This is a genomic window from Dactylosporangium sp. CA-139114 (assembly GCF_050955725.1).
Taxonomy (GTDB): domain Bacteria; phylum Actinomycetota; class Actinomycetes; order Mycobacteriales; family Micromonosporaceae; genus Dactylosporangium.
In genome coordinates, this window is sequence record NZ_CP192080.1 from 8,735,717 (window position 1) to 8,759,983 (window position 24,267).

General features: G+C 72.0%; 26 protein-coding genes. 18 read left to right on the forward strand and 8 right to left on the reverse strand.

Going from position 1 to position 24,267, the window contains the following annotated elements; translation table 11 throughout:
- Positions 1–19 precede the first annotated feature (19 nt).
- The 4 genes from ACQP2P_RS39135 to ACQP2P_RS39150 form a co-directional block, all read right to left on the reverse strand.
- Positions 20–817, reverse strand: a complete 798-nt coding sequence (locus tag ACQP2P_RS39135; protein WP_433609720.1) for a phosphatase — start codon at positions 815–817, stop codon at positions 20–22.
- A 126-nt stretch (positions 818–943) separates the two neighbouring features.
- Positions 944–1,930 carry a winged helix DNA-binding domain-containing protein gene (locus tag ACQP2P_RS39140; RefSeq protein WP_433609722.1) on the reverse strand — a complete coding sequence of 329 codons (987 nt, stop codon included), beginning with the start codon at positions 1,928–1,930 and terminating at the stop codon, positions 944–946.
- Positions 1,927–2,478, reverse strand: a complete 552-nt coding sequence (locus tag ACQP2P_RS39145; RefSeq protein ID WP_433609724.1) for a Clp protease N-terminal domain-containing protein — start codon at positions 2,476–2,478, stop codon at positions 1,927–1,929. The genes ACQP2P_RS39140 and ACQP2P_RS39145 overlap by 4 nt, the downstream gene beginning before the upstream one ends.
- Entirely contained in the window at positions 2,479–2,709 is a 231-nt protein-coding gene (locus ACQP2P_RS39150) for a helix-turn-helix domain-containing protein (RefSeq protein ID WP_433609726.1), read from the reverse strand. It lies immediately after the preceding gene.
- Between the two features lie 64 nt (positions 2,710–2,773).
- On the opposite strand from ACQP2P_RS39150, the gene ACQP2P_RS39155 reads away from it, so the two are divergent.
- From ACQP2P_RS39155 to ACQP2P_RS39165, 3 genes are all read left to right on the forward strand, one after another.
- Positions 2,774–3,820, forward strand: a complete 1,047-nt coding sequence (locus ACQP2P_RS39155; protein ID WP_433609728.1) for an isopenicillin N synthase family dioxygenase — start codon at positions 2,774–2,776, stop codon at positions 3,818–3,820.
- 104 nt (positions 3,821–3,924) lie between these two features.
- Complete coding sequence (locus ACQP2P_RS39160) at positions 3,925–4,050, forward strand: hypothetical protein (protein ID WP_350618679.1); 126 nt, start codon at positions 3,925–3,927, stop codon at positions 4,048–4,050.
- A 54-nt stretch (positions 4,051–4,104) separates the two neighbouring features.
- A complete protein-coding gene (locus tag ACQP2P_RS39165; protein WP_433609731.1) occupies positions 4,105–5,310 on the forward strand; it encodes an LCP family protein in 1,206 nt (401 codons plus the stop codon).
- Here ACQP2P_RS39165 and ACQP2P_RS39170 read toward each other — a convergent pair.
- On the reverse strand, positions 5,307–5,789 hold the full coding sequence (locus tag ACQP2P_RS39170; RefSeq protein ID WP_433609733.1) for a MarR family winged helix-turn-helix transcriptional regulator: 483 nt from the start codon (positions 5,787–5,789) through the stop codon (positions 5,307–5,309). The genes ACQP2P_RS39165 and ACQP2P_RS39170 overlap by 4 nt on opposite strands.
- A 52-nt stretch (positions 5,790–5,841) precedes the next feature.
- On the opposite strand from ACQP2P_RS39170, the gene ACQP2P_RS39175 reads away from it, so the two are divergent.
- Positions 5,842–6,426 carry an NADPH-dependent FMN reductase gene (locus ACQP2P_RS39175; RefSeq protein WP_433609735.1) on the forward strand — a complete coding sequence of 195 codons (585 nt, stop codon included), beginning with the start codon at positions 5,842–5,844 and terminating at the stop codon, positions 6,424–6,426.
- Positions 6,427–6,437: 11 nt separating this feature from the next.
- Complete coding sequence (locus tag ACQP2P_RS39180; RefSeq protein WP_433609737.1) at positions 6,438–7,292, forward strand: NAD-dependent epimerase/dehydratase family protein; 855 nt, start codon at positions 6,438–6,440, stop codon at positions 7,290–7,292.
- On the opposite strand, the gene ACQP2P_RS39185 is transcribed toward ACQP2P_RS39180, so the two are convergent.
- The gene (locus tag ACQP2P_RS39185) at positions 7,277–8,518 is read right to left on the reverse strand and encodes a hypothetical protein (RefSeq protein ID WP_433609739.1); all 1,242 of its coding nucleotides are present in this window, start codon (positions 8,516–8,518) and stop codon (positions 7,277–7,279) included. The genes ACQP2P_RS39180 and ACQP2P_RS39185 overlap by 16 nt on opposite strands.
- Before the next feature lie 156 nt (positions 8,519–8,674).
- Between ACQP2P_RS39185 and ACQP2P_RS39190 the strand changes: the two genes are divergently transcribed.
- From ACQP2P_RS39190 to ACQP2P_RS39250, 13 genes are all read left to right on the forward strand, one after another.
- Positions 8,675–10,345: a GspE/PulE family protein gene (locus ACQP2P_RS39190; protein WP_433609741.1), complete on the forward strand. Its 1,671-nt coding sequence runs from the start codon at positions 8,675–8,677 to the stop codon at positions 10,343–10,345.
- A gap of 58 nt (positions 10,346–10,403) precedes the next feature.
- Positions 10,404–11,513: a type IV pilus twitching motility protein PilT gene (locus ACQP2P_RS39195; RefSeq protein ID WP_433609743.1), complete on the forward strand. Its 1,110-nt coding sequence runs from the start codon at positions 10,404–10,406 to the stop codon at positions 11,511–11,513.
- 23 nt (positions 11,514–11,536) lie between these two features.
- Entirely contained in the window at positions 11,537–12,769 is a 1,233-nt protein-coding gene (locus ACQP2P_RS39200) for a type II secretion system F family protein (protein WP_433609745.1), read from the forward strand.
- Between the two features lie 174 nt (positions 12,770–12,943).
- Entirely contained in the window at positions 12,944–13,438 is a 495-nt protein-coding gene (locus ACQP2P_RS39205) for a prepilin-type N-terminal cleavage/methylation domain-containing protein (protein ID WP_433609747.1), read from the forward strand.
- An 83-nt stretch (positions 13,439–13,521) separates the two neighbouring features.
- Entirely contained in the window at positions 13,522–14,310 is a 789-nt protein-coding gene (locus ACQP2P_RS39210; RefSeq protein WP_433609749.1) for a prepilin peptidase, read from the forward strand.
- A 50-nt stretch (positions 14,311–14,360) separates the two neighbouring features.
- On the forward strand, positions 14,361–15,383 hold the full coding sequence (gene pilM / locus ACQP2P_RS39215; protein WP_433609751.1) for a type IV pilus assembly protein PilM: 1,023 nt from the start codon (positions 14,361–14,363) through the stop codon (positions 15,381–15,383).
- Positions 15,384–16,184: 801 nt separating this feature from the next.
- Positions 16,185–16,844 (forward strand): hypothetical protein, encoded by a 660-nt coding sequence (locus tag ACQP2P_RS39220; RefSeq protein WP_433619446.1) that lies wholly within the window; start codon positions 16,185–16,187, stop codon positions 16,842–16,844.
- 442 nt (positions 16,845–17,286) lie between these two features.
- Entirely contained in the window at positions 17,287–17,841 is a 555-nt protein-coding gene (pilO, locus tag ACQP2P_RS39225; protein WP_433609753.1) for a type 4a pilus biogenesis protein PilO, read from the forward strand.
- A gap of 12 nt (positions 17,842–17,853) precedes the next feature.
- A complete protein-coding gene (locus ACQP2P_RS39230; RefSeq protein ID WP_433609755.1) occupies positions 17,854–19,548 on the forward strand; it encodes a putative Ig domain-containing protein in 1,695 nt (564 codons plus the stop codon).
- Entirely contained in the window at positions 19,545–20,180 is a 636-nt protein-coding gene (locus ACQP2P_RS39235) for a hypothetical protein (protein ID WP_433609757.1), read from the forward strand. Before ACQP2P_RS39230 ends, ACQP2P_RS39235 begins: the two co-directional genes overlap by 4 nt.
- Position 20,181: 1 nt before the next feature.
- Positions 20,182–21,696 carry an RICIN domain-containing protein gene (locus ACQP2P_RS39240; protein WP_433609759.1) on the forward strand — a complete coding sequence of 505 codons (1,515 nt, stop codon included), beginning with the start codon at positions 20,182–20,184 and terminating at the stop codon, positions 21,694–21,696.
- Positions 21,697–21,745: 49 nt separating this feature from the next.
- Positions 21,746–21,973 carry a hypothetical protein gene (locus ACQP2P_RS39245; RefSeq protein WP_433609761.1) on the forward strand — a complete coding sequence of 76 codons (228 nt, stop codon included), beginning with the start codon at positions 21,746–21,748 and terminating at the stop codon, positions 21,971–21,973.
- 22 nt (positions 21,974–21,995) lie between these two features.
- Entirely contained in the window at positions 21,996–22,883 is an 888-nt protein-coding gene (locus ACQP2P_RS39250) for a methyltransferase domain-containing protein (RefSeq protein ID WP_433609763.1), read from the forward strand.
- On the opposite strand, the gene ACQP2P_RS39255 is transcribed toward ACQP2P_RS39250, so the two are convergent.
- Complete coding sequence (locus ACQP2P_RS39255) at positions 22,840–23,448, reverse strand: lysoplasmalogenase (RefSeq protein ID WP_433609765.1); 609 nt, start codon at positions 23,446–23,448, stop codon at positions 22,840–22,842. The genes ACQP2P_RS39250 and ACQP2P_RS39255 overlap by 44 nt on opposite strands.
- The gene (locus ACQP2P_RS39260) at positions 23,439–24,260 is read right to left on the reverse strand and encodes a sterol desaturase family protein (protein WP_433609767.1); all 822 of its coding nucleotides are present in this window, start codon (positions 24,258–24,260) and stop codon (positions 23,439–23,441) included. Before ACQP2P_RS39260 ends, ACQP2P_RS39255 begins: the two co-directional genes overlap by 10 nt.
- Positions 24,261–24,267: the final 7 nt, after the last annotated feature.

A 24,267-nucleotide genomic window follows, 5' to 3' on the forward strand; every position in this document is an offset into this window, starting at 1 on the left:
TTACCTCATAGCACCCGAGTCATACTTTTCCGCCGATGACCCCGTCGAGCAGGAACTCGCTCACCGGCCAGTAGTGGTGCGGCTGCACGTTGTCGTCGATGGGCACGGTCACCGAGACACGGCCCTCGGCCTCGCCGACGAACAGCGCCGGGTCGTTGCTGTCGGCGAACGACACCACGTCGAGCCCGGCCGCGGCGGCCGCCCCGGCGAACCCGTGATCGGCGACGACGAGGTCCGGGGGCGCCTCGCCGAGGCGGTCGAGCTCGGCCAGCATGGCCCGCATCCCGTCCGGCGAGTGGGTGTGCCACAGCGCGATCCCGCGCTCGGCGGCGACGGCGACCCCGCCGATGTACCGCACCGCCAGCGGCAGCTCCCGCCCCATGTAGTGCCCCGGCGACGCGAACGGCGCGCCCGGCGCCGGCTGCAGCAGCTCGCACCCGGCCGCCCGCAGCGCCGCGGCGACGGCCAGGTGGACCTCGATGATCCCGGCCGGGTGCCCGGTCGCGACGATCACGCGCTCCCGGCGCTGCGCGGCCTGGCGCAGCCGGTCCCGCATGCGCTCGAGCGCGCGGACGGTCTTGTGCGGATCGATGACGTCGGTGCCGGTCGAGCGCTCGGGGTCGGGGTCGATGCCGACCCGCTCGGCCATGACCGCGAGGACCTCGGCCAGGGTCCACGTCTTGAGCGGGGGGAGACCGAAGAGGTAGCCCTCGCGGCCCTCGGCGAAGGCGGCCGCGTTGGCGTGGTTGGAGTCGCGCGTGGTCTCGACATCGCCGGCGAGCAGGGCTTCGCGAAGATGATTCACAAGCTCAGGCATATGAACCATCCTAGGTATCGAGCCGTACCGCAACGAGGAAAGCGGCTCAAGGTCACAGCACGGGTCTTCGCCGGGAGCCTCGAGCGGCCCGGCCGGGGACGCTTCGGCAGGACGATGCGGGACCGCTCAGCCGTGGAAGGCGCGCAGGAGCTCGGCCTCGGCCTCCACCTCGCGGGCGACGTGGGCGGGCAGCGGTACGAACGGATCCCACACGACCCGGGAACCGGACAGCGTCCAGGTGCCCGCGACCTGCCCGTCGACCAGGAACGTGCCGATCGACTGGGGCATCCGCGTGTGGAAGACCTTCGAGCGGTGCTCCTCGGGCAGGATCAGCGTCCGCCGCGCGTGCACGAGCAGCGCGGCGTCCCAGGTCGGCAGGAACCGCACCGGTGCGGGGGTTTCGGGATCGGGCAGCGGCGCCTGCGGCAGGTCGACCAGCTCGCGGCCCCGCTCGTCGGTGAACCGGCGCAGCTCGAGGCGGCCGAGCACGGCGGCGATCGCCTCGGCGGGCAGCCCGGCCCAGGTCGCGATCTCGGTGCGGTGCGCGGGGCCGAACGCGCCGAGGTAGCGGCGCACCAGGTGCTCGCGGGCCTCGGCCTCGCCGATCGCGGACGGGCCGATCCAGTCCTCGGCGAGGCCGTAGACGTCGGCCCGGCGGCGGTCCCAGGTGCCCGACGGGGGCACCCGGACCAGGTCGAGCCACAGGTGGATGTGCTTGCGCACGGCCGGGCCGAGATCGGTGCGGCGCAGCGGGCCGCGGGCCAGCAGCCGGGCCGCCTCGGCGATGTCGTCGCGCAGCGCCGGGTCGGCCGGGTAGCGGGTCTCCCGCACGGCCTCCACGAGGGGCCAGAAGTCGGCCCGCGACACGAGGTGGATCGTCCCGCGCAGGACGGTGGCCTGGACCACCGCGCGCTCCTGCAGCAGGCGGGTCACCGCCGAGCGCTCGAGGTCCGCGACCCGGGTCCACAGGCCGATGTACATCGAGGGCGCATACTGCGCCTGCAGCCCGCCCATCCGCTCCAGCGCGTCCGGCACCGGCAGCGCGGCCCGCTCCAGCAGCAGCTGCCGGGCCAGCAGCGCCCGGTTCAGCGCGCGCGTGGAGAGCACCGTCATGCGGCGTCACGCAGGGCGGCCCGGACGAGCTCCAGGGCGCCGTCGTAGGTCAGCCCGCGCTCGCGCAGCAGCCGCCCCCCGCTCCCCCGCTCCTCCTTGAGCACGCCGAGCAGGATGTGCTCGGTGCCGATGTAATTGTGCTTGAGCGACAGCGCCACCCGCAGCGACAGCTCCAGGGCCTTCTTCGCCCCGTTGTTGAAGCGGGTCGGCATCTTCGAGCGGCGGAACAGGAAGCCACCCCGCTCGGCCGGCTCGGCCCGCTCCAGGGCGCCCGGCCCGAAGCGCCGCTCGACGCTGGCCCGCACCGCGGCGAGGTCGATGCCGATCGAACGCAGCGCGGCCGCGTCGTCCCCGGCCGCGACCGCCGCGCGCACCTCGGCGCGGACGATCCCGGCCCCGTCGAGCACGGTCCGGGCGATCCCGCCGCCCTCGGCGAGCAGCCCCAGCACCAGGTGCTCGGTGCCGATGGTCGGATGGCCGAGGTCGTCGGCCTCGGTCTTGGCCAGCCGCACCACGGTGCGGGCCCGGTCGGTGAACCGCTCGAACATCTACCCCTCCTGTCTCGGGACGGCCCGGCCGGCGTGCTTCTTGTGCACCGCCTGCCGCGTCACGTCCAGCGCGTCGGCGATCTCCTGCCACGACCAGCCCTGCCGGCGCGCGTTGTCGACCTGCAGCACTTCGAGCGCGTCGGCGAGGCGCCGCAGCGCGACCGCCGCCCGCAGTCCGATGCGCGGATCGGCGCCGGCGGCCGCCTCCGCGAGGTCATTGGCCTCCGTCATGGCGTCAACACTAGTTGACACAATGGTGATTCGTCAACCGGAGTTGACGCCTAGCCTCGACCGGGTGAGCACACTTCCGGTCATCGACATCACCGGCCTGGCCCGCGACGGCCGGGACGAGCGCGCCGCCCGCGAGATCGAGGCGGCCTGCCGGGCCAGCGGCTTCTTCTACGTGTCCGGCCACGGCGTGGACCCGGACCTCATCGCGCGGCTCGACGCGGCCGCGCGGACCTTCTTCGCCCTCCCCGAGGCGGAGAAGCTCGAGATCGCCATGGCCCGCGGCGGCCGGGCCTGGCGCGGCTTCTTCCCGGTCGGCGCCGAGCTCACCTCCGGGGTGCCGGACCGCAAGGAGGGCCTGTACTTCGGCACCGAGCTCGGCCCCGACGCCCCCCGGGTGCGGGCCCGGCTGCCGCTGCACGGCGCGAACCTGTTCCCGGCCCGGGTGCCCGAGCTGCGCGAGACGGTGCTGCGGTACATCGACGCGCTCACCGGCACTGCCCAGGCCGTGCTGCGCGGGGTGGCGCAGAGCCTCGGCCTGGACGCGGAGTACTTCGCGACCGGGTACACCGCGGACCCCACGGTGCTGTTCCGCATCTTCCACTACCCGCCCAGCCCGCCCGGCAGCGGCGAGTGGGGCGTCGGCGAGCACACCGACTACGGGCTGCTCACGCTCCTGCTGCAGGACGACAACGGCGGGCTGCAGGTGCGGCGCCCGGCCGGCGACGACGGCGGGGAGGACGGCGGGGAGGACGGCTGGATCGACGCGCCGCCGATCCCGGGCACGTTCGTGTGCAACATCGGCGACATGCTCGACCGGATGACCGGCGGGTGGTACCGCTCCACGCCCCACCGCGTGCGCAACACCAGCGGCAACGAGCGCCTGTCGTTCCCGTTCTTCTTCGACCCGGACTTCACCGCCGAGGTCCCCCCGCTGCCGGGCCGCACCGCGACGGGTGACCCGCGCCGGTGGGACGGCCAGGATCTGCGCGCATTTACCGGCACCTACGGCGATTATCTGGTGCGAAAGGTGGGCAAGGTGTTCCCGGAGCTGATCGCGGACGTCAACGAGGACGCCCGAGCACCGTCACCCCGCCCGGGGTGGATCGGTTGAACCCCGAGGAAGCGTTCCACGAGGCCAGTGGCACGTTACCGGGAGCAAACCTGTCCGCGGTGTTCGTAGCGTAAGAGTCACCCCACCGCAGCCAGGAGGCGACGATGACCACCCCCACCCCCACCACGACCCGCAAGCTGACCCGCTTCGACGCCGAGCAGGGCATGTTGATCTTCCTTGCCGCTCTCGTGCTCGTCGTCGTGACCGCGGTGATCGCCGTCGGCGGCTGACCGAGCCGCCGGCGGTGACCGCCGGGGCGAACTCGGACAGGAGCCGACGAGCGCGTGCTGCAACTCGAAGAGCCTCCGGCCGAGCAACGACCGAAGCCCCGCGGGCCCGCGAGCCGCCTGCGCCACACCCGCCGCGACCCCCGATGGGCCCGTTCACTGCTGGTGAGCGGCGCGATCCTGATGCTGCTGGCCGGCAGCGCCTTCGTCGCCAAGGACCTGCTGATCGGCTACGTCACCGGCAACGTCCGCCAGGACGACCTCATCGACCCGGTGGCCGGGCAGGAGGGCCGCCACGCCACCATCAGCGGGGCGAAGACCATCCTGCTGGTCGGCACCGACACCCGGCCGGACCAGAACCCCACCGAGGCGGTCCGGTCCGACTCGATCATCGTCGTGCACATCCCGGCCGACCACGGCTCGGCGTATCTCATCTCGATCCCCCGCGACACGTGGGTGCGGATCCCCGAGTTCACCAACGGCAGGTCGAAGTACTACGGCGGCCACGACAAGATCAACGCCGCGTTCGCCGTCGGCGGCCTGAAGCTCACCGGCCGCGACCAGCGCAGATACGGCATGACCCTGCTGGCCCGCACCATCGACGAGAACTGGGGCCTCACCTTCGACGCCGCCGCGATCGTCGACTTCGCCGGCTTCACCAAGGTCGTCCAGCTGCTCGGCGGGGTGGACATGTACGTCGACCAGGAGACCCGCTCGGTGCACATCGGGCACGACGCCAAGGGCGAGACCAGGGTCCCCTACCTCCAGCGGTTCAACGCCTCCGGCGGCACCGATCTCATCCCGGTCGCCGGGGTCACCCCGCAGACCTACCACGTCGGCTACCAGCACCTGGAGCCGTGGCAGGCGCTGGACTACGTGCGCCAGCGCGACACGCTGCCGCACAGCGACTACGACCGCCAGCGCCACCAGCAGCAGTTCATCAAGGCGCTGCTGCGCGGGATCGCCAGCCGCGACACGCTCACCGACCCGGTGAAGCTCAAGCAGATCCTCGACGTCGTCGGGCAGTCCATGACCATCGACTCGGGCGGCATCGACCTGCAGGACTGGATCTTCGCGATGCAGGGCATCGGCGGCGACAACCTGCTCACCGTGAAGACGAACAACGGCACGTTCCACGAGTCGGCGCAGCAGCCCGGGGCCGAGGCCCTCGACGACACCACCCTGGCCCTGCTCGAGGCCGTGCGCTCCGACACCGTGCAGACGTTCCTCACCGCCCACACGGACCTGGTCAGCAGCAGCTAGACCCGGTCCTGCACGCGCGGGCGCAGGTGCTCCACGACGGCGTCGGCGGCCTCGCCGAGGACCCGGATCTGCTCCTCGGTCAGCAGGTCGATGAAGTGCTCGCGGACCGCGGCCACGTGCCCGGGCGCGGCCGCCCGCAGGGTCGCCATCCCGGCGTCGGTGAGCACGATGAAGGCGCCGCGGCCGTCGGAGGGGCACTCCTCGCGGGTGACCAGGCCGCGCTGCTGCATGCGGGTCACGTGGTGGGAGAGGCGGCTCTTGGACCACAGCATCCGCTCGGCCATCTCGCTGAGCCGGATGCGCCGGTCCTCGGCGGCGGACAGGCTGCTCAGCACGTCGTAGTCGGGCTCGGAGAGCCCCTGGTTGGCCGCGAGCTCGCGGCCGATCTGCAGGTCGAGCAGCGCCTTCATCCGGCGGTACCCGATCCAGGCCCGGAACTCGTCCTCGTCCAGCCACCGCGGGACACCGTTGTCTGCCACGTCTCACACTGTAGTCGTTGACGTGTCATCTAACCAGTGTCACGATGATGACATGTCAACAACACAGCCACGCCCACGCCTCGAGGTCATCGTCGCCAGCACCCGCCCGGGACGGGTCGGCCGGGTGGTCGCCGACTGGTTCATCGGCGAGGCCGGGCAGCACAACGGCTTCGACGTGCACGTCTCCGACCTCGCCGAGCTGAACCTGCCCCTGCTCGACGAGCCGCACCACCCGGCCCTGCGCAACTACACCAAGCAGCACACCAAGGACTGGAGCGCGACGATCGACGCGGCCGACGCCGTGGTGTTCGTGATGCCGGAGTACAACCACAGCTTCAGCGCGCCCCTGAAGAACGCGATCGACTACCTCGCGCACGAGTGGCGCGACAAGCCGGCGGCGTTCGTGAGCTACGGCGGGCTCTCGGCCGGCACCCGCGCCGTCATCGCGCTGCGCCCGGTGGTGAGCATGCTCGGCATGATGGCGATCAACGCGCAGGTCGCGGTGCCCAGCCGCGTGCACGTGACCGCCGAGAAGACGTTCGTGAGCGACCCGGCGCTGGACGCCTCGGCCAAGGCCGTGCTCGACGAGCTGGCCCGGCTGGCCCCCGCCTTCAAGGCGCTGCGCGCCGCGAAGTAAGAATCGGGGGCATGTCGCGCATCGTCGTCACCGGAGCCAACGGCAAGACCGGCCGAGTCGGCGTCGAAGACCTGCTCGCCCACGGCCACGAGGTGCTCGCCACCGACGCCGTGGGCCGGGCCGGCCACCTGAGCATCCCCGAGCTGGGCGTGCCGCTGCTGGTGGCCGACCTGACCGACTACGGGCAGGCGTTCGAGGCGCTGCGGGGCGCCGACGCGGTGGTACACCTGGCCAACATCCCGGCCCCGGGCATGTATCCGCCCGCGGTGACGTTCAACCGCAACACCGCCATGAACGCCAACGTGTTCCTGGCGGCCCAGGCGGCCGGGCTCGGGCGCGTGGTGTGGTCCTCCAGCGAGACCACGCTCGGGCTGCCCTTCGACACCCCGCCCCGCTACGCGCCCGTCGACGAGGAGCACTTCCCGCTGCCGACCACGACCTACGCGCTGTCCAAGGTCGTGGGCGAGACCCTGGCGCGGGAGATCTCGGGCTGGAGCGGCATCCCGTTCGTCGGGCTACGGCTGTCCAACGTGCACGTGCCCGAGGACTACGCGGCGGTGCCCGGCTACTGGGCCGACCCGCACGCGCGCAAGTGGAACCTGTGGGGCTACGTCGACGCCCGGGACGTGGCCGCGGCCTGCCGGCTGGCGCTCACCGCCGAGGTGCGGGGCGCGACGTCCTACGTCATCGCCGCCGCCGACACCATCATGGACCGGCCCTCGGCCGACCTCATGCGCGAGGTGTTCCCGGACGTGCCGCTCACGAAGGCGCTCGGGGAGCACGAGACCCTGCTCGCGATCGACCGGGCCCGGGAGGTCCTCGGCTACCGCCCCGCCCACTCGTGGCGCGATCACGTCGGGCGCTGATCGCGGGACAGCAGTTCCAGCAGGACGGCCAGCGCCGCCGGAGTGTCGAGGGCGGCCCGGGCGAGCAGGCTCAGGTTGTGCTGCTCGCCGTCCGGGCTCACCAGCACGCCCGCGGCCGCGGGGTGCACGCGCCGCCAGCCGAGCGCGGTCAGCGCCGCCTCGGCCACGACGACCGCCGAGGGCGTCCCGTCGAGCTCCTCGGGCTCGGCGGGCGGCTCGGGCTGGGCCGGCCAGTTCGCCGCCACCAGCTCGTCCATGCGGGTCAGCAGCACCTCGACCACCTCGGCCGGCCCGAGCGGCGGGCGGCGCAGCAGCGTGGCGACCTGCTCGGTGACCGCCCGGGCCTGCCGGTCCAGCCAGCCCGGCCGGTCCGCGCCCGGCGCGGCGGCGAAGGTGACCCACTGGCCGTTGTCGCGGCGCAGCACGTGCCGGGCCAGCTCGCGCTCCTGCTCGGGCGGCAGCGGGCCCAGCGGCAGCGAGTCGGCCACCCGCAGGGCCACGTGCGCCGGGGACAGTGACGCGATCGCCCCGGCCAGGCTGGGGTGGCGGGCCATGAGCCCCAGGCGGGTGTCGTCGTCGAGCGTGGCCACCACCGCGCCCGAGCGCACCGCCTCCCGCCAGCCGGCGTGCAGGTCCTGCACCCCGGCGCTGGTGCGCTGCCAGACCTGCTCCTCCACGTCGAAGGCCAGGTCGGCGAACTCGAACGCGGCCAGGTCGGCCTTGACCACGGCCCGGGCCGCGGTGTGCAGGCCGGACGCGGAGCTGGCGGCCTGGTCCGCCGTGCGCTCCAGCGCGGCCGCGAAGTCCCGGGTGGCCCGCCCGATCGCCTCGGCCCGCGGCGACGGGACCATGGCGAGCGGGTCGACCGCCTCCTCGTGCAGCGTGCGCAGCCGCACGACCAGGTGGGCGCGGCGGTGGTTGACGACGGCGAGCTCGTGCGCGACCAGCGCCCGCACCTCGTCCACCGTCAGGCACTGCAGCAGCGGCAGTCCCACCAGCAGCAGGCGCCGCCGGCGGCTGGCCCACGAGCGGATCAGCCCGAAGCCGGTCAGCAGCACGGCGTCGGGCCGCGCCACCCCGACCCGGGCCGCGACCTCGGCGACCAGCGCCAGCAGCTCGGCCTGGGCGCCGGCGGGCACGCCGAGCACCGGCGGCTCCCCCGGCGCGCGGCTGCCGTAGCGCATCAGCAGCCAGCGCGCGCGCCAGATGGAGATATTGCCGGGCAATTCGCTTCTGGGTTCTTCCACGACGGCAACCGACACAGCGAAGCATCCTCACGACGGCGCCGGGGGCCGTCAACGAGAGCGGCCCACGCGCCCGGGGTGAAACCCGAAAGTCACCCGGATTGCCGCCGATAAGTCCCGCAGTGACCCGGGGGTGAGATGTACCAGACGTTCAGGCCGCTTCTGGACGCGCTGAAAGAACGCGGAGCCGACGCGCAGGCCGTCGACCGCGCGGCCGAGGAGGCCGAGCGCACCGGCCGTTCGATCCGCGCCGTGCTCATCAACGACCACATCGTCACCGAGGAGCAGCTCACCGAGGCGTCCGCGGACGCCTACGGCATCGCCACCCTCGACCTGGTCGGCTACCCGATCGACCCGGCCGCGGTGACCAAGATCCCGATGGCCCTGGTGCTCAAGCACCGGGTGCTCGGCATCGCCCTGAACGACACCGAGATCACCGTCGGCATCACCGACCCGGGTGACGTGCTCGCCCTGGATGACGTCCGGGCCGCGACGGGGCTCCTGGTGCGCCCGGTCGTCGTCGCGCGCTCCGAGCTGCGCAAGATCATCGACCGGCTCAAGCGCGAGGAGAACGACCTCGGCGAGGTCGCGGAGAGCCTGGCCGCCGAGGCCACGCCGGCCGTGTCGAGCCTCACCGCGATCAACGAGGACGCGCCGATCGTGCGGTACGTCAACTCCCTGATCGAGCAGGCGATCGTCAACCGCGCCTCCGACCTGCACCTGGAGCCGGGCGAGCACAGCATGCGGGTGCGGTACCGCATCGACGGCGTCCTGCACGAGGTCGACACGGTGCCCAAGCACGTGCAGTCGGCCCTGATCTCGCGACTCAAGATCATGTCGAACGTGGACATCACCGAGCGCCGGGTGCCGCAGAACGGCCGCATCACCGTCGAGATCAACCAGCGCGCGGTCGACCTGCGCACCGCGACCCTGCCGACCGTGTGGGGCGAGAAGATCGTGCTGCGGGTGCTCGACACGAGCGGGATGGACCTGAAGCTGACCAAGCTCGGCTTCAGCAAGGGCAACTACGAGCGCTTCTCGACCTCGTTCAACAAGCCGCACGGGATGCTGCTCGTCACCGGGCCGACGGGCTCGGGCAAGTCCACGACGCTCTACGCGACCCTGGCCGAGATCTCCAAGCCGACCGTCAACATCATCACGGTCGAGGACCCGGTCGAGTACCGTCTCCCGGGCGTCAACCAGGTGCAGGTGGACATCAAGGCGGGCCTGACGTTCGCGGCGGTGCTGCCGGCCATCCTGCGCTCCGACCCCGACGTGGTGCTCATCGGCGAGGTCCGCGACCGCACCACCGCGCAGCTGGCGGTCGAGGCGGCGCTCACCGGCCACCTCGTGCTCTCGACGCTGCACACGAACGACGCGCCGAGCGCGATCACCCGGCTCGTGGAGATGGGCATCGAGCCGTTCCTGGTCGGCTCGTCGGTGGACTGCGTGCTGGCCCAGCGGCTCGCGCGGCGGCTGTGCGACTGGTGCAAGAGCGAGTACGCGCCGACCGAGGCCGAGCTCATCGGCGCCCGCTGGCCCTACGACCTGCTCGGCACGCCGCAGACGCTGTGGCGCCCGGTCGGCTGCCGCTCGTGCGCCAACACCGGCTACCGCGGCCGGATCGCGCTGCACGAGGTCATGCCGGTGACGCCGGACATCGAGAAGCTCGCGATCGACCGCGCCTCGGCGCACGAGATCCAGGCGGTGGCCTACCGCGAGGGCCTGCTCGACCTGCGCGTGGACGGCCTGGCCAAGGCGGCCGAGGGGCAGACCTCCATCCCCGAGGTCGTCCGGGTGGCGGTCTAAGGTCCGGCCCGCCGCGGCCGATCGGGCTGGTGAGGTCCCTTACCCGCGAGGAGCGCCCGTGACCCAGACGATCCCGTTTCGCACCGCCACCGCCGACGAGCGGGCCTCTCTGGACGCGATGCTCGTCTCGCTGGTCCGGGTCGGCGGCTCCGACCTGCACCTCACCGTGGGCGCGCCGCCGACGGTGCGGATCAACGGCGGGCTGCGGTACCTGCCCGGCTACGACGACCTCACCCCCGCGGACTGCGAGATGCTGGCCCGCGCAGCGGTGCGGCTCGACTCGCACTGGCGGCAGTTCCTGGAGGTCCAGGAGCTCGACTTCGCCTACGCCATCGAGGGCGTCTCGCGCTTCCGCGTGAACCTCTACAACCAGCGCGGCTCGTTCGGCGCGGCCTTCCGGGCCATCCCGCACACCATCAAGCCGCTGGACCAGCTCGGCGTGCCCGAGCAGGTGGCCCGCTTCGCGCACCTGCACCGCGGGCTGGTGCTGGTGACCGGCCCGACGGGCTCGGGCAAGACGACCACCCTCGCGGCGATCCTGGACCTGGCCAACCGCACGCGCTCCTCGCACATCGTGACCATCGAGGACCCGATCGAGTTCCTGCACGAGCACAAGCGCTGCCTGGTCAACCAGCGCGAGGTCGGGGCCGACACCCAGTCCTTCGCCCTCGCGCTCAGGCACGCGCTGCGCCAGGACCCCGACATCATCCTCGTCGGCGAGCTGCGCGACCTCGAGACCACCTCGACCGCGCTCACCGCGGCCGAGACGGGCCACCTGGTGCTGGCCACCCTGCACACGCAGAGCGCGGCGCAGACCGTGGACCGGGTCATCGACATCTTCCCGCCGCACCAGCAGCAGCAGATCCGCGCGCAGCTGTCCAACGCCCTGCAGGGGGTCGTCACGCAGGCGCTCGCGCCGCGGGCCGACGGGCAGGGCCGCACCATCGTCACCGAGATCATGTTCGCCACGCCCGCGATCCGCAACCTCATCCGCGAGGGCAAGAACCACCAGATCCCCTCGTTCATGCAGTCCAGCGGCAACGACGGGATGCTCTCGTTCGACCAGCACCTGGCCGAGCGGGTCCGCCAGCAGCTCATCACCTACGAGGCGGCGCTGGAGCTGTCCCACTCGGCCGAGGAGTTCCGCCGGCTGGCGGGCCGTCAATGAAAGCGCGTGAGGGGTTCTGACCCATGGTTGCCACGAAGACGTACGAGTACCAGTCGATCGACCCCGCCGGGAAGCGCGCCAAGGGCAAGATCGAGGCGTCCAACGAGCTGGCCGCGGCTCAGGCGCTGCGCCAGCAGGGGCTCACCCCGCTCGCCATCACCAGCGCCGACACGCTGATGAAGCGGGAGATCCGCATCCCCGGCCTCGGTGACCGCACGACGCTGAAGGACCTCGGCGTCTTCGCGCGGCAGTTCGCCACGATGACCCAGTCCGGCATGTCGCTGCTGCGCTCCCTCGCGGTGCTGGAGGACCAGGCGGCCAAGCCGTCGCTGAAGAAGGCGCTGACCGAGGTGCGCCTGGACATCGAGGGCGGCACGTCGCTGTCCGGGGCGCTGGGCAAGCACCCGAAGGTGTTCCCGACGCTCATGGTCGCGATGATCCGGGCCGGCGAGACCGGCGGCTTCCTCGACAGCGCGCTGGAGCGCATCGCCACCAACTTCGAGAAGGACGCGGCGCTGCGGGGGAAGATCAAGAGCGCGCTGACGTACCCCGTGATCGTGCTCGCCTTCACCGCGGTGATGATCAGCGCGGTCCTGATCTTCATCGTGCCCATCTTCGAGAAGATGTTCAAGCAGCTCGGCGGGGAGCTGCCGCTGCCCACCCGGATCATCGTCACGGCCAGCCACACACTGTTCTGGCTGGGCCCCCTGCTCATCGTCGTGGCGGTCATCATCACCGTCGCGTTCCGCCAGATCATGGCGGGCAACCCGGCCGTGCGGCTGTGGTTCGACAAGGTGAAGCTCAAGGTCCCGGTCTTCGGCCCGCTGTTCACGAAGATCGCGCTGAGCCGCTTCTCGCGCAACCTCGGCACCCTGCTCGGCGTCGGCGTGCCCGTGCTGCAGGCCCTCGACGTCGTCGGCGCGACCACCGGCAACGCCGTGGTCAGCACCGCGATGGCCGACCTGCAACAGGCCGTTCGGGAGGGCCGCCCCATGTCGTCACAGCTGGGACAGCACAAGATCTTCCCGCCCATGGTGGTGCAAATGGTGGAGGTCGGCGAAGAGAGCGGCCAAATCAGTCAGATGCTCGAAAAGGTTGCCGATTTCTACGACCGGGAAGTCGACAGCGCGGCAGAGGCGCTGACCGCGTCCATCGAGCCGATCATGGTGCTCGTCATGGGTGGCGTGGTCGGCGGCATGATCGTCTGCCTGTACCTGCCGATGTTCTCGATCTACCAGAACATCCAGAGCAACTGACCTTTGGCACGAGCGAGTCCAGCGCAACTGGACGGCAACGCAACGCGCAACGCCGGCGCACCGACGGATGCCGTTACTGAGATGACTACCACAACACACCACCCGCAACACAACCGGCGCCGGGCAGCGGAGCCTCGCCGCCACCACCCTTATCCCAGGAGCAGGAGGCTCTCCATGACCCAGACGCTGCGCAGGATGCAGAAGAAGCGTGCCGCCGGCGACGGCGGGTTCACGCTCGTCGAGCTGCTCGTCGTCGTCGTGATCATCGGCGTGCTCGTCGCGATCGCGGTGCCGATGTACCTCAACTACCGCAAGGGCGCCGCCAACAAGTCGGCCGAGTCCGACGTGCGCGCCGCGGTCAGCGCCGTGGAGCAGTTCTACACGGAGAACAACAACACCTACCCGTTCGACGGCACCAGCACCGCGGACAAGCTCGTCTTCGGCACCACGGCCAGTGGTACCACGGCTACCGGCGGTACGCAGCAGACGGCCACGCTGTCGCCGGGCAACAGCATGCAGTACAAGAACAACGGCGCCTCCTACCGCATCTGCGGCATGAACGCCGACGGCAAGACGATCTACGTCTACGACTCGTCCGTCGGCGGATCGGTCAAGAAGGCGACCGCCCAGGCCGACCTCGGCGCCTGCATCGCCAGCGCCACCCCGTAAGACCGTCCGCGACGGCGGCCCGCCCCGGCTGACCCGGGTTGCGGGCCGCCCCCGGCCCACCCCGCCGAGAAGGGAGACCCGCCATGACGTTCGTCCTGGTCGTCGTCGGCGTCTTCGGCCTCGCGGTCGGCTCGTTCCTCAACGTCGTCATCCACCGCGTCCCCCGCGGCGAGTCGCTCCTGCGCCCGGCCTCGCACTGTCCACAGTGCACGAACCCGGTGCGCCCCTGGCACAACGTCCCGCTCCTGGGCTGGCTCGCGCTGCGCGGCCGGTGCGTGGACTGCGGGGCCCCGATCAGCATCCGGTACCCCCTGGTCGAGCTCGGCACCGCCCTGCTCTTCGTCGCCGTGGCCGCCCGGCTCGGCGACGGCACGCTCCTGGTGCTGCCGGCCTGGCTCTACCTGGCCGCGATCGCCGTGGCCCTCGCGCTCATCGACCTCGACGTGCTGCGCCTGCCCAACGCGATCGTGCTGCCCTCCTACGTCGTCGCCCCGCTGCTGTTCCTGCCCGCCGTCATCGTCGAGCGCGACTGGGCCGCCGCCCTGCGCGGGCTGGTCGCGATGGCCGCGCTGTGGGCGTTCTACTTCCTGCTGGCCCTGGTGTACCCGGGCGGCATGGGCTTCGGCGACGTGAAGCTCGCCGGCGTGCTCGGCCTCTACCTCGGCTCGCTGGGCTGGTCCTCGGTCGCCGTCGGCACGCTCGCCGCGTTCGTCCTCGGCGGCGCCGCGGGCCTCGCGCTCATGGCCTTCGGGCGCGCCGGGCGCAAGACCGCCCTGCCGTTCGGCCCGGCGATGCTCGCCGGCGCGCTGCTGGCGCTGTTCGCCGCCGCGCCGATCACCGACTGGTACACGAACCTGCTGGTTCCCGCGTAAGCCCTGACTCGTCCGCACGCACCGGGCGGGGACCTTCTCGAAGGAGCACGATGGCCGCAGTCAACCTGATCGGGCTGGACATCGGCACGGTGTCCATCCGTGCGGCGGAGACCAGCAACAGCAAGGACGGGCCGGTCATCAGCAACTTCGGCCACATCCTGATGCCGCCCGGGGCCGTGCAGAACGGCGCGGTCCAGGACGAGCCCGCCGTCACCGCGGCGCTGAAGCAGCTGTGGTCGACGTTCAAGTTCCGCAGCCGCAAGGTCGCGCTCGGCGTCACCCACCAGCAGATCGTGGTCCGCGAGACGACGGTGGCCAACCTGCCGGCCAAGGAGATGCGCCGGGCGCTGCCGTTCCAGGTGCGCGACGCGCTGCCGCTGCCGCCGGAGCGCTCGCTCATCGACTTCTACCCGCTGCAGGAGGCCACCGGTGACACGGTCCGCGGGCTGCTCATCGCCGCGCCCAAGGAGCCGGTGATGGCCGCGATCCGCGCCATCGAGGCGGCCAAGCTGCACGTGGAGCGGGTGGACCTGGCCTCCTTCGCGCTGCTGCGGGCCGCGTCCCGCCTCGACGAAGAGGTCGAGGCGCTGGTCGACATCGGCGCCCACGCGACCAGCGTGGTCGTGCACCACGACGGCGAGCCGCTCATCGTACGCACCATCCCCCGCGGCGGCAACGAGATCACCAAGACCGTGGCCGACCGCCTCGACCTGCCGCTGCAGGAGGCCGAGGACCTCAAGTGCCGCGTGGGGCTGCGCCCCGACACCGACCCGGCCAGCGGCGCCGCCCTGCGCGAGTCGGTGCGCCCGCTGATCAACGAGATCGGCAGCTCGTTCGCGTACCTCACCGCCGGCGGCCGCCAGGCCCGCGTGAGCCGGCTGGCCCTCTCCGGCGGCGGGGCGATGCTGCCCGGGCTGCTCGACGCGCTGCACGACCAGCTCGGCGTGGAGGTCATCGCCATCGACCCGGTGATGCGGGTGCGCGGGCTGCGCCGCGTGCGCCACGGCAGCCTGGAGCAGGTGCGCGCCTCGGCCGCGATCTCGGTCGGCCTGACCCTGGGGGCGTCGTCGTGAGCGAGCCGGTCTGGAAGCGGGAGGCGGGGTGGACCGAGCCCGGCTGGAAGGAGCCCGAGCGGCGCCTGACCGGCATCGTGCTGCCCTCCTTCGAGGACCCCGACGCGGCCGAGGACCTCGACGAGTTCGAGCGCGACCGCCGCGCCCGCGCGGCCGCCGACGGGTTCGAGCCCGACCACCGCGCCCGCGCGACCGCCGACGGGTTCGAGCCCCACCACCGCGCCCGCGCGACCGCCGACGAGCCCGAGCGCGACCACCGCGCCCGCGCGACCGCCGACGAGCTCGCCGGTCCCCCGGTGCCCGTCGTGCCCGCCGGCCCGCCCCCGGCCTGGCCGCCGGCCGCCACCGAGCCGGACCGGGCGCCGCAGCCGGCCCCGGTCGCGGCCGCGCCGCGGCGCGAGTTCCCGCGGTTCATCCACGGCGAGTTCGTGCTGCCGCCCGACGACGCCGCCCCGGCCGAGACCGCGATCCTCGCGTCACCGGCCCCGTCCGGCGGGTTCGACCCGCTCACCGCGCCCGTCGACGTGCTGGAGGCGCACACGCGCGCGCCGGCCGCGCCCGAGGGCCTGCGCACCGCCCTACCCTCGTGGGGCGCGCCTGCCCCGCCACCGCCCCCCGCGGCGGGGCGCTGGGAGCGCACGCCGACCCTCGACATCCCCGCCGAGCCGGTCGCCGTCGAACCGGTCACCGCGCCCCCGGCTCCCGTGCCGCCGGTGCGGACGCCCGCCGTGGCGATGCCACCGGTGTCGGTGCCGGCTGCATCGGTGCCGGCTGCATCGGTGCCGGCTGCATCGGTGCCGGCTGCATCGGTGCCGGCTGCATCGGTGCCGGCTGCATCGGTGCCGGCTGCATCGGTGCCGGCTGTATCGGTGCCACCGGTCCCGGTGCCGCCGGTGCCGATGCCGGCCGAGACGGTGGCCGAGCCGACCTGGGAGCCCATGGTCGAGCCGGTCGTGGCGCAGACGGCCCCGATCCCGGCCGTCGAGGAGCCCACCGCGCCGGTGCCCGTCGTGCCGACCGAGGCCACCGCGCGGCAGCCCGCCGTGGCGGCCGCGGCCACCGCGCGGCAGCCCGTCCTGCCGACTGCGGCCACCGCGCGGCAGCCCGTCGTGGCGGCCGAGGCCACCGCGCGGCAGCCCGCCGTGCCGACCGCGGCCACCGCGCGGCAGCAGCCCGCCGTGGCGACCGAGGCGGCCCCGGGCCCGGCGGCGCGCAAGGGGGCGCCGCACCCGGCGTTCCCGGACGCGACCGCGCGCACGTTCCGCATCCTGCCCATCGCGGCCGACCTGCTGCCGCTGGAGATCTCCGAGACCCGGCACGTGCGCCGCGTGCGCCGCCTGGTCATCTCCGGCGTCGTGGCGGTCGCCGCGCTGGTCGTGGGCTGGTACGGCGTCACGGTGCACGAGCACACCCAGGCCAACGAGGACCGGCAGAGCATCCTCGACACCAGCCAGGACCTGACGCGGCAGCGGCACAAGCAGTACGACGAGCTGACCCGCGTCCAGGCGGACTCCGGCAAGATCAACGATCGGCTCGAGAAGGTGCTCGGCTACGACCTGTCCTGGTCGAAGATGCTGGCCTCGCTGCGCACCACCGCGGCCGCGAAGAACGTCACGCTCAGCGGCATCACCGCGTCGCTGAACCAGGAGTCGCTGGCCGGGCAGAACAAGGGCGACATCATCGGCACCGTCACGCTGACCGGCAAGGCGCCGACGAAGGCGGCCGTCGCCGCGTACGTGGACGCGCTCAACGGCGTCCCCGGCGTGACCAACCCGTTCCCGTCGGACGCGACGCAAGAGGTCGACGGGGTGTCGTTCACCATCCGCGTCGACATCACCCGGGCCGCGCTCGGCGGCCGGTTCACCAGTGCCGCGCCGTCGGCGAGCCCCACCGGGAGCAAGTGATGCGACACGATCGCCTGTGGCTGCTCGGCGGCGCGTTCTTCGCGCTCGTCGTGGTCGCGTTCGGTTTCCTGTTCTTCATCCGCCCGGAGCAGCAGGACACCGACACCATCCGGGCCGACGCCGCCGACGCGCAGCTGAAGGTGGACCAGCAGCGGCGCGAGCTGGCGACGCTGGCCAAGCAGCACGATCACATCGAGGAGTTCAAGGCCGCGCTGGCCAAGGACCAGGCGGCGCTGCCCGACACCGACCGGGCCTCGGACCTGCTGCGCGAGCTGCAGTCGGCCGGCGAGCTGACCGGCGTGACCGTCAGCGGCGTCTCGGTCGGCTCCGCCGTGGACCTCAAGACGCTGGTGGGTTTCGAGGTGTACGCGCTGCCGGTGAGCCTCACCGTGGCGGGCCCGACGGGCAAGCTCAACCCCTTCCTCGACCAGCTGCAGGTGGCCCAGCCCCGGGCGGTGCTCATCAGCAGCATCAACGTCGCCCCGACGAGCACGGGCAGCGACAAGTCCAACGTCACCATCAACCTCCAGGCGTTCTACGCCCCGCTGAGCTAGCAGGCAGAGGCGATGAAGCTCCACCGCGACGGTTTCGTGCCGCACCCCCGCGACGACGGGTTCAGCCTGGTCGAGACGCTCACCTCGATCGCCATCATGGGCGTGGTGATGACGGCGCTGACCACGTTCTTCGTGTCCACGACCAACACCGTCAACAAGGAACGCGGCCTGCAGATGGCCATCCGGCTGGCCAGCGACGGCATCGAGCTGGTCAAGTCGCTGCCCGGCTCGGCCCTCGCGGCCGGGCGCAGCGCCAAGGACGTCGCCACGCAGCTGAGCACCGACGTCGTGCCCAACCTGGACCTCGGCTCGCTCGCCACGACGATGACGATGGTGTCGGACCCGACGCTGCCGGCCGGCGCGAGCAGCCTCAACCCGGCGCTGCCGGTCGTGCCCGAGCAGCTGACGGTGAACGACGCCGTGTTCAAGCGGCACTGGTTCCTCGGCAGCTGCGTGATGGACCCGAAGCTCGGCTCGGGCGCGCCCTGCCTGCTGTCGGCGGGCGTGCCCAACCCGCTCTCCTTCTTCCGGGTCGTCGTCGCCATCACCTGGCAGAACTCGAGGGCCTGCGCCGGCGGGCAGTGTTCGTACATCACCGACACCCTCGTCGCCTCGTCGACCGTCGACCCGGTGTTCAACCCGAGCGTCACGGTCGCCCCGCCCCTGCCGGACAACCCCGGCAACCAGGCCAGCGACCTGAACGTCCCGGCGCTGCCGGTGCGGCTGACCGCGAGCAGCTCCTACCCGCCGCTGACCTGGTCGGCGGAGGGCCTGCCGCCGGGCATCACCATCAACGACGCCGGGCTCATGAGCGGCACCCCGACCGCGGCCGGCACCTACGTGGTCCGCGTGATCGTCAAGGACAACGCGAGCACGAACGACGCCTCGTTCAACTGGGTGGTGAACCCGCTGCCGAAGCTCGTGGTGCCGGACCAGACCTTCGACGCGGGGTCGGTGGTGTCGTTCCAGGTGCCGCTGCCCGGCGGGACGCCGAAGCTGGCCTGGACGGCGGCCGGGCTGCCGGCCGGCCTGACGATCGACTCGGCCACCGGGGTCATCAAGGGCACGACGACCGCCTCCGGCGCCGCCGCGGTCGCGAACGTGACCGTCGGCGTCACCGACTCCTTCGGCCAGAAGTCCTCGGTGACGTTCAAGTGGAACACGAAGGTCGCGGTGCAGTACCCCAACGCCTCGACGCCGATCGCCCTGACCAAGGACGCGTCGTACAGCGGCTCGGTGGTCGCGGCCGGCGGCTCGGGCGGCTACACGTTCTCGTCGCCGAACTTGCCCCCGGGCCTCTCGATGAGCGCCGCGGGCCTGGTCACGGGGAAGGTCACGAGCGGCACGCGGTTCCTCGTGACCGTCAACGTCAAGGACAGCAACGGCGTCACGAACTCGACCGTCGTGCCGGTCAACGTGACCGTCCCGTCGGGGCTGAAGATCACCACGCCGGCGGTGAGCGCGCCGGACAAGTCGAGCCCGAAGAACACGGCGCTCACCTTCACCCCGGTGGCGACGGGCGGCACCACGCCGTACACCTGGACCGCCACGGCCGTCACGAACCTGCCGACCGGCCTCTCGCTGAACACGACCACGGGCACCATCACCGGCACCCCGACCACGCAGGGCGCCTGGGTCGTGCTCCTCACGGTGACGGACAAGACCGGCGCCACCTCCTCGTTCGCCTTCACCTGGACGATCACATGAGCCTGATGCAACGCATCCGCCGGGCCGCGCGCCCGGGCGACGACCGCGGGGTGACGCTCGCCGAGCTGGCGGTCACGACCGGGATCATGTCGATGGTCATGGCCATCTTCACGACCGGGGTCGTGCAGCTGTTCCAGGCCAGCAACAAGAACGAGCTCGTCGCGATGACCCAGGCGCAGCTCAACAACGCGTTCCTGCGCCTGGACCGGGAGCTGCGCTACTCCGCCGGGTTCGGGCCGATCCACGCCGACGCCGCCGGCAACGTGTTCGTCGAGTACGTCAACACCGGCACGGCCAGCGGCACGCCCGAGTGTGCCCAGCTGGAGCTCTACGCGGCCGCCGGAACGCTGCGCCGGCAGGTGTGGCCGACCGGGCAGAAGCCGCAGAACACGTGGGCGGTGCTGGCCTCCGGCGTCGTCGTCGCCCCGCCGCGGCCCGCGGACCCCAGGAGCACCTTCACGATCATCGCGCCGACCGAGAACACCGCGTTCCAGCGGCTGCGGATCCTGCTCATCGTGCGGTCCAACCCGGGCCGCGGGCAGACCACGGCCAGCACCGACCTGACGTTCACCGCGCTGAACAGCAAGGCGAGCACGGACCCGAACACGATCTGCCCGGAAGCGAGGCTCTGACATGCTCCGGAGGCTGCTGCGGGCGCTGCGGCGCGACGACGGGTCGCTGCCGCTGGCGATGATGCTCACGCTCGTCGGCACCTCGCTGTCGACGCTCATGGTGCCGATCGTGATCACCCAGCTGCGCGACACCGCCGAGACGGTCGAGCGGGCCAAGGCGCTGCACGCCGCGCAGGCCGGGATCGACGTGGTGCTGGGCAGCATCCGTGCGTCGGCGGGCACGATCGCCAACCTGCTGTGCCTGCCGGCCGCCGACCCGCTGCTGGGCACCGTCGGCGGCGGGCTGCCCGGGCGGTACAAGGTGTCGGTCGTCTTCCAGGACTCGAGCAAGACCGCGCTGCCGTGCGCGACCCGGGCCGGGCACCTCGTCAGCGTGCCCTCGTTCGCGGTGATCACGGCGACCGGCACGGCCAAGGGCAACCCGGGCCAGGCGTTCGACCCGGCCGCCTCGCGCACGCTGAACGCCACCTACGTGTTCCGCTTCACCAACGAGAACATCGAGGGCGGCCTGGTCAAGTTCTACGGCGGCGCGTACTGCCTCGACGCGGGCTCCGGCTCGCCGGCCGTCGGCACGAACGTCACCACGCAGCCGTGCAGCACCGGCAGCGCGCGGCAGACGTTCGCGTACACCAAGAACCTGACGCTGCAGCTGGTCTCCTCGAAGACCGCGGCCAACCCGCTGGGCATGTGCCTGGACTCGGGCGACAGCCCGGTCTCGGGCACGCTGGTGCAGTTCCAGGTGTGCGGGTCGCCGACGATCCCGTACTACCAGCGCTGGAGCATCAACGACAGCTCCAACTTCCAGAGCACCGCGTCCAACGGCTCGAGCCTCGGCAGCTTCTGCTTCCACGCCAAGTCCGGCAGCACGCCGGGCGCGTTCGTGGAGCTCGTCGCGTGCGGCGGCGCCGCGGACAACACGCGCACGTTCGCGCCGGAGGCGTCGGTCGGCGCCGGGGCGGCCGGGCCGCCCTATCAGATCGTCAACTTCAAGCAGTTCGGCCGGTGCATCGACGTCACGAACTTCGACATCACGATCGGGTACATCATCGTGTGGCCGTGCAAGCAGGCGCCGAACCCGCTCAGCGTCGGCTGGAACCAGCGGTGGAACATCCCTGCGACCGGGACCGGGCTCGGCAGCATTACCGGGCAGATCTGGACGTACGACAGCTCCAAGACCAAGCAGAACGTGTGCATGACGACCGCCGAGCCGGGGGCGGCCTCGTACTTCGTGACGATGAAGGCGTGCCCGGCCACGACCGACGCGGGCACGCTGTGGACGGTGTCGTACCAGGAGACGACGTACGGCGCGAGCTATGTCATCAAGGACCACAACGGCATGTGCCTGACGCCGACGAACCTCGACGACCCGAAGCTGCCCCCGGGCGACATCTTCAAGGGCAGCACCACGGTGAGCAAGCTGGTCGTGGCCGCGTGCGACGGCTCGAAGCTGCAGAAGTGGAACGCGCCGGCGAACATCGAGGACCCGACGCCCCTGAAGAACATCGGGGAAAAGTAGGGGCATCGACCCGGATTGTTTCTCGTCCGCCCGGGGCGAAGGTCTTCTCATGGGCCTCACGGTGAAGATGGCCGCGATCGTGGCGGTCACGGCGATGGCAATGGTGCTGACCATGGTGCCGACAGGGCACAACCGCCTGCTCGACGTGGTCGCCGGGGCGGTGCTGGCCGGGCCGGTCTGGTTCCTCGTGCGCGGGCGGCGCCGGCGGTCGCGGCGGCCGCGCGGATACGCGGGCTGGGACGGGCTGGACCTCCACAAAACCGACGACGCTGCGTAGTCGCCGCGACTACCCTGTGCCCATGGAGCACCTCAGCACCGAGTACACGGGGTTCCCGGCCGACATCATCCCGCTGCAGTACCAGGCGCTGCTGCTCACCGACGAGCGCCGCATGCGGGCCTTCGCCGACGCGATCGCCCGGAGCGTGCGGCCGGGGATGCGGGTGCTCGACCTCGGCGCCGGCACCGGGGTGCTCAGCTACTTCGCCGCCCGCGCGGGCGCCGTCGTGACCGCGATCGAGCGCGAGCCGCGGGTCTACGCCGCCGCCCGGGCCGCGCTGCGGGCCGCGACCGGCGACGCGGTGCGCATCCTGCACGCCGACGCCCGCGACTACCTGCCCGACGAGCCCGTGGACCTGGTGATGTGCGAGATGCTGCACGTCGGGCTGCTGCGGGAGCGCCAGATCGAGGTGCTGGCCGCGTTCAAGCGCCGCTACCTGCACCACGTGGGCGGGCCGCTGCCCCGGTTCCTGCCCGAGGCGTGCGTGCAGGCGGTCCAGCCGGTCGAGCAGGACTTCACGTACATGGGGTACACGGTGCCGGCGCCGGTGTTCCAGCTGCCGGAGAGCGTCCAGCCGCGCACGGTGGAGGCCGCGCCGCCGCAGGTGTTCCAGCAGTTCTTCTACTCCGAACCGCTGCCGTCGCGGTGCGCGGCCGACCTGACGTTCGTGGCCGAGCGGCCGGCCGTGGTCAACGCGGTCCGGCTCGTCACGAAGAACCTCCTGACCCTGCTGTACGAGCCGGCCGGCAGCGTCGACTGGACCATGAACTACCTCGTCGTGCCGGTGAGCGAGCCGGTCGAGGTGCTCACCGGCGACGAGGTGCGGGTGCGGTTCGAGTACTCCCCCGGCGACGAGATCCCCGCCCTCACCGACGTGCTGCGGGTCTCGGTTCCGGCGCACGCGCACTGACGGCGGCCGTGACGATGAGGTACAGGGCGGACGCGTAGGTCGCCATCACCACGAGGTCCCGGCCGGGGAAGTCCCGCCCGGCCGCGCCGACGCCGATGAGCAGGTCGGAGACGAGGAACAGCGCGCCGCCGAGGCCGGTGCGGGCGTTCACGCCGGTCGCGGCGCAGGCCATGGCGGCCAGGGCGAGGCTGTACCCCAGGATGGGGCCCCGCAGCGCGCCGAGCTGCCCCCAGAGGGCGGCGTTGGCCCCGGCCCAGACCACCGCGTACCCGGCGACGGCGAGTGCTCGCGGCCGCCCGCGGCGCAGGAACCCGGCGAGCAGCGCTGTCTGGGTGCCGAGGAACGCGGCCATGCCCAGCAGGAACGGCACCTTCCCCGGGATCAGCAGCACGATGTCGCCGATGGTCGCGAACACCAGGGCCGTCGCGATCGGGCCGCGCTGGTGGAGGTACCACAGCAGCAGAGGCGCGATCAGGGGCTTGGCGATCCACTGCAGGACGTGCTGGTCCGTGGCGACGCCGAGCAGCTCGACGGCGACGGCCGCCCAGAAGAGCCTCAGCTGCACGTCGACGGCTGCCAGCCGGGGCGGCCGAACACGAACCGGAGCCGGTCGCTCCAGCGGGTCGCGCGGCGCACGTCGGACCAGATGGCCGCGTACTCGTGGGTGGCGACCCGCAGCGGGTTGTAGGTGGCGATGTTCTTCGTCAGGCCGTAGCGGACCGCGGCGCGCTCGGGCTCGAAGGTGCCGAAGATCCGGTCCCAGACGATGAGGATGCCGCCGTAGTTGCGGTCGAGGTACTCCTGGTTGGCGCCGTGGTGCACGCGGTGGTGCGAGGGCGTGTTGAAGACCCACTCGATCGGCGCCCAGAGCCGGTTCACCCGCTCGCTGTGCAGGAAGAACTGGTACGCCAGGCTGATCGACTGCTGCAGGAAGACCATCCACGGCGGGATGCCCAGCAGCGGCAGGAACAGCCAGAAGGGCGTGGCGGTCATCGGCGTCCAGCTCTGGCGCAGCGCCGTGCTGAGGTTGAAGAACACGCTCGAATGGTGCACCACGTGCCCGGCCCAGAAGACGCGGACCTCGTGGTGCAGGCGGTGGAACCAGTAGTACGCGAGGTCGTCGGCGAGGAAGAGCACCGCCCACGTCCACGGGCTGTGCGGGTCCATCCGCAGCGGGGTCAGCACGTAGAGCCCGGCGAAGGCGACCGCGACGACGAGCTTCCAGGGCACGCCGATGATCTGGCTGCCCAGGCCCATCGACAGGCTCGTGGCGGTGTCGCGGACCTCGTAGCCGCGCTCGTCGTCGTCGGGCAGGAAGCGGTACGAGACCGCCTCCACGACCATCAGCAGCAGGAACGCCGGCACGGCGTACAACACGGCGGGG

Excerpts from the sequence above, each read along its gene's own strand:
- ACQP2P_RS39240 (WP_433609759.1), top strand. The coding sequence starts at position 20,182 with ATGCTCCGGAGGCTGCTGCGGGCGCTGCGGCGCGACGACGGGTCGCTG.
- ACQP2P_RS39190 (WP_433609741.1), top strand. The coding sequence starts at position 8,675 with ATGTACCAGACGTTCAGGCCGCTTCTGGACGCGCTGAAAGAACGCGGA.
- ACQP2P_RS39180 (WP_433609737.1), top strand. The coding sequence starts at position 6,438 with ATGTCGCGCATCGTCGTCACCGGAGCCAACGGCAAGACCGGCCGAGTC.
- ACQP2P_RS39200 (WP_433609745.1), top strand. The coding sequence starts at position 11,537 with ATGGTTGCCACGAAGACGTACGAGTACCAGTCGATCGACCCCGCCGGG.
- ACQP2P_RS39145 (WP_433609724.1), bottom strand. The coding sequence starts at position 2,478 with ATGTTCGAGCGGTTCACCGACCGGGCCCGCACCGTGGTGCGGCTGGCC.
- ACQP2P_RS39230 (WP_433609755.1), top strand. The coding sequence starts at position 17,854 with ATGAAGCTCCACCGCGACGGTTTCGTGCCGCACCCCCGCGACGACGGG.
- ACQP2P_RS39245 (WP_433609761.1), top strand. The coding sequence starts at position 21,746 with ATGGGCCTCACGGTGAAGATGGCCGCGATCGTGGCGGTCACGGCGATG.
- ACQP2P_RS39135 (WP_433609720.1), bottom strand. The coding sequence starts at position 817 with ATGCCTGAGCTTGTGAATCATCTTCGCGAAGCCCTGCTCGCCGGCGAT.
- pilM (WP_433609751.1), top strand. The coding sequence starts at position 14,361 with ATGGCCGCAGTCAACCTGATCGGGCTGGACATCGGCACGGTGTCCATC.
- ACQP2P_RS39205 (WP_433609747.1), top strand. The coding sequence starts at position 12,944 with ATGACCCAGACGCTGCGCAGGATGCAGAAGAAGCGTGCCGCCGGCGAC.
- ACQP2P_RS39140 (WP_433609722.1), bottom strand. The coding sequence starts at position 1,930 with ATGACGGTGCTCTCCACGCGCGCGCTGAACCGGGCGCTGCTGGCCCGG.
- ACQP2P_RS39175 (WP_433609735.1), top strand. The coding sequence starts at position 5,842 with ATGTCAACAACACAGCCACGCCCACGCCTCGAGGTCATCGTCGCCAGC.
- ACQP2P_RS39235 (WP_433609757.1), top strand. The coding sequence starts at position 19,545 with ATGAGCCTGATGCAACGCATCCGCCGGGCCGCGCGCCCGGGCGACGAC.
- ACQP2P_RS39150 (WP_433609726.1), bottom strand. The coding sequence starts at position 2,709 with ATGACGGAGGCCAATGACCTCGCGGAGGCGGCCGCCGGCGCCGATCCG.
- pilO (WP_433609753.1), top strand. The coding sequence starts at position 17,287 with ATGCGACACGATCGCCTGTGGCTGCTCGGCGGCGCGTTCTTCGCGCTC.
- ACQP2P_RS39210 (WP_433609749.1), top strand. The coding sequence starts at position 13,522 with ATGACGTTCGTCCTGGTCGTCGTCGGCGTCTTCGGCCTCGCGGTCGGC.
- ACQP2P_RS39160 (WP_350618679.1), top strand. The coding sequence starts at position 3,925 with ATGACCACCCCCACCCCCACCACGACCCGCAAGCTGACCCGCTTCGAC.
- ACQP2P_RS39250 (WP_433609763.1), top strand. The coding sequence starts at position 21,996 with ATGGAGCACCTCAGCACCGAGTACACGGGGTTCCCGGCCGACATCATC.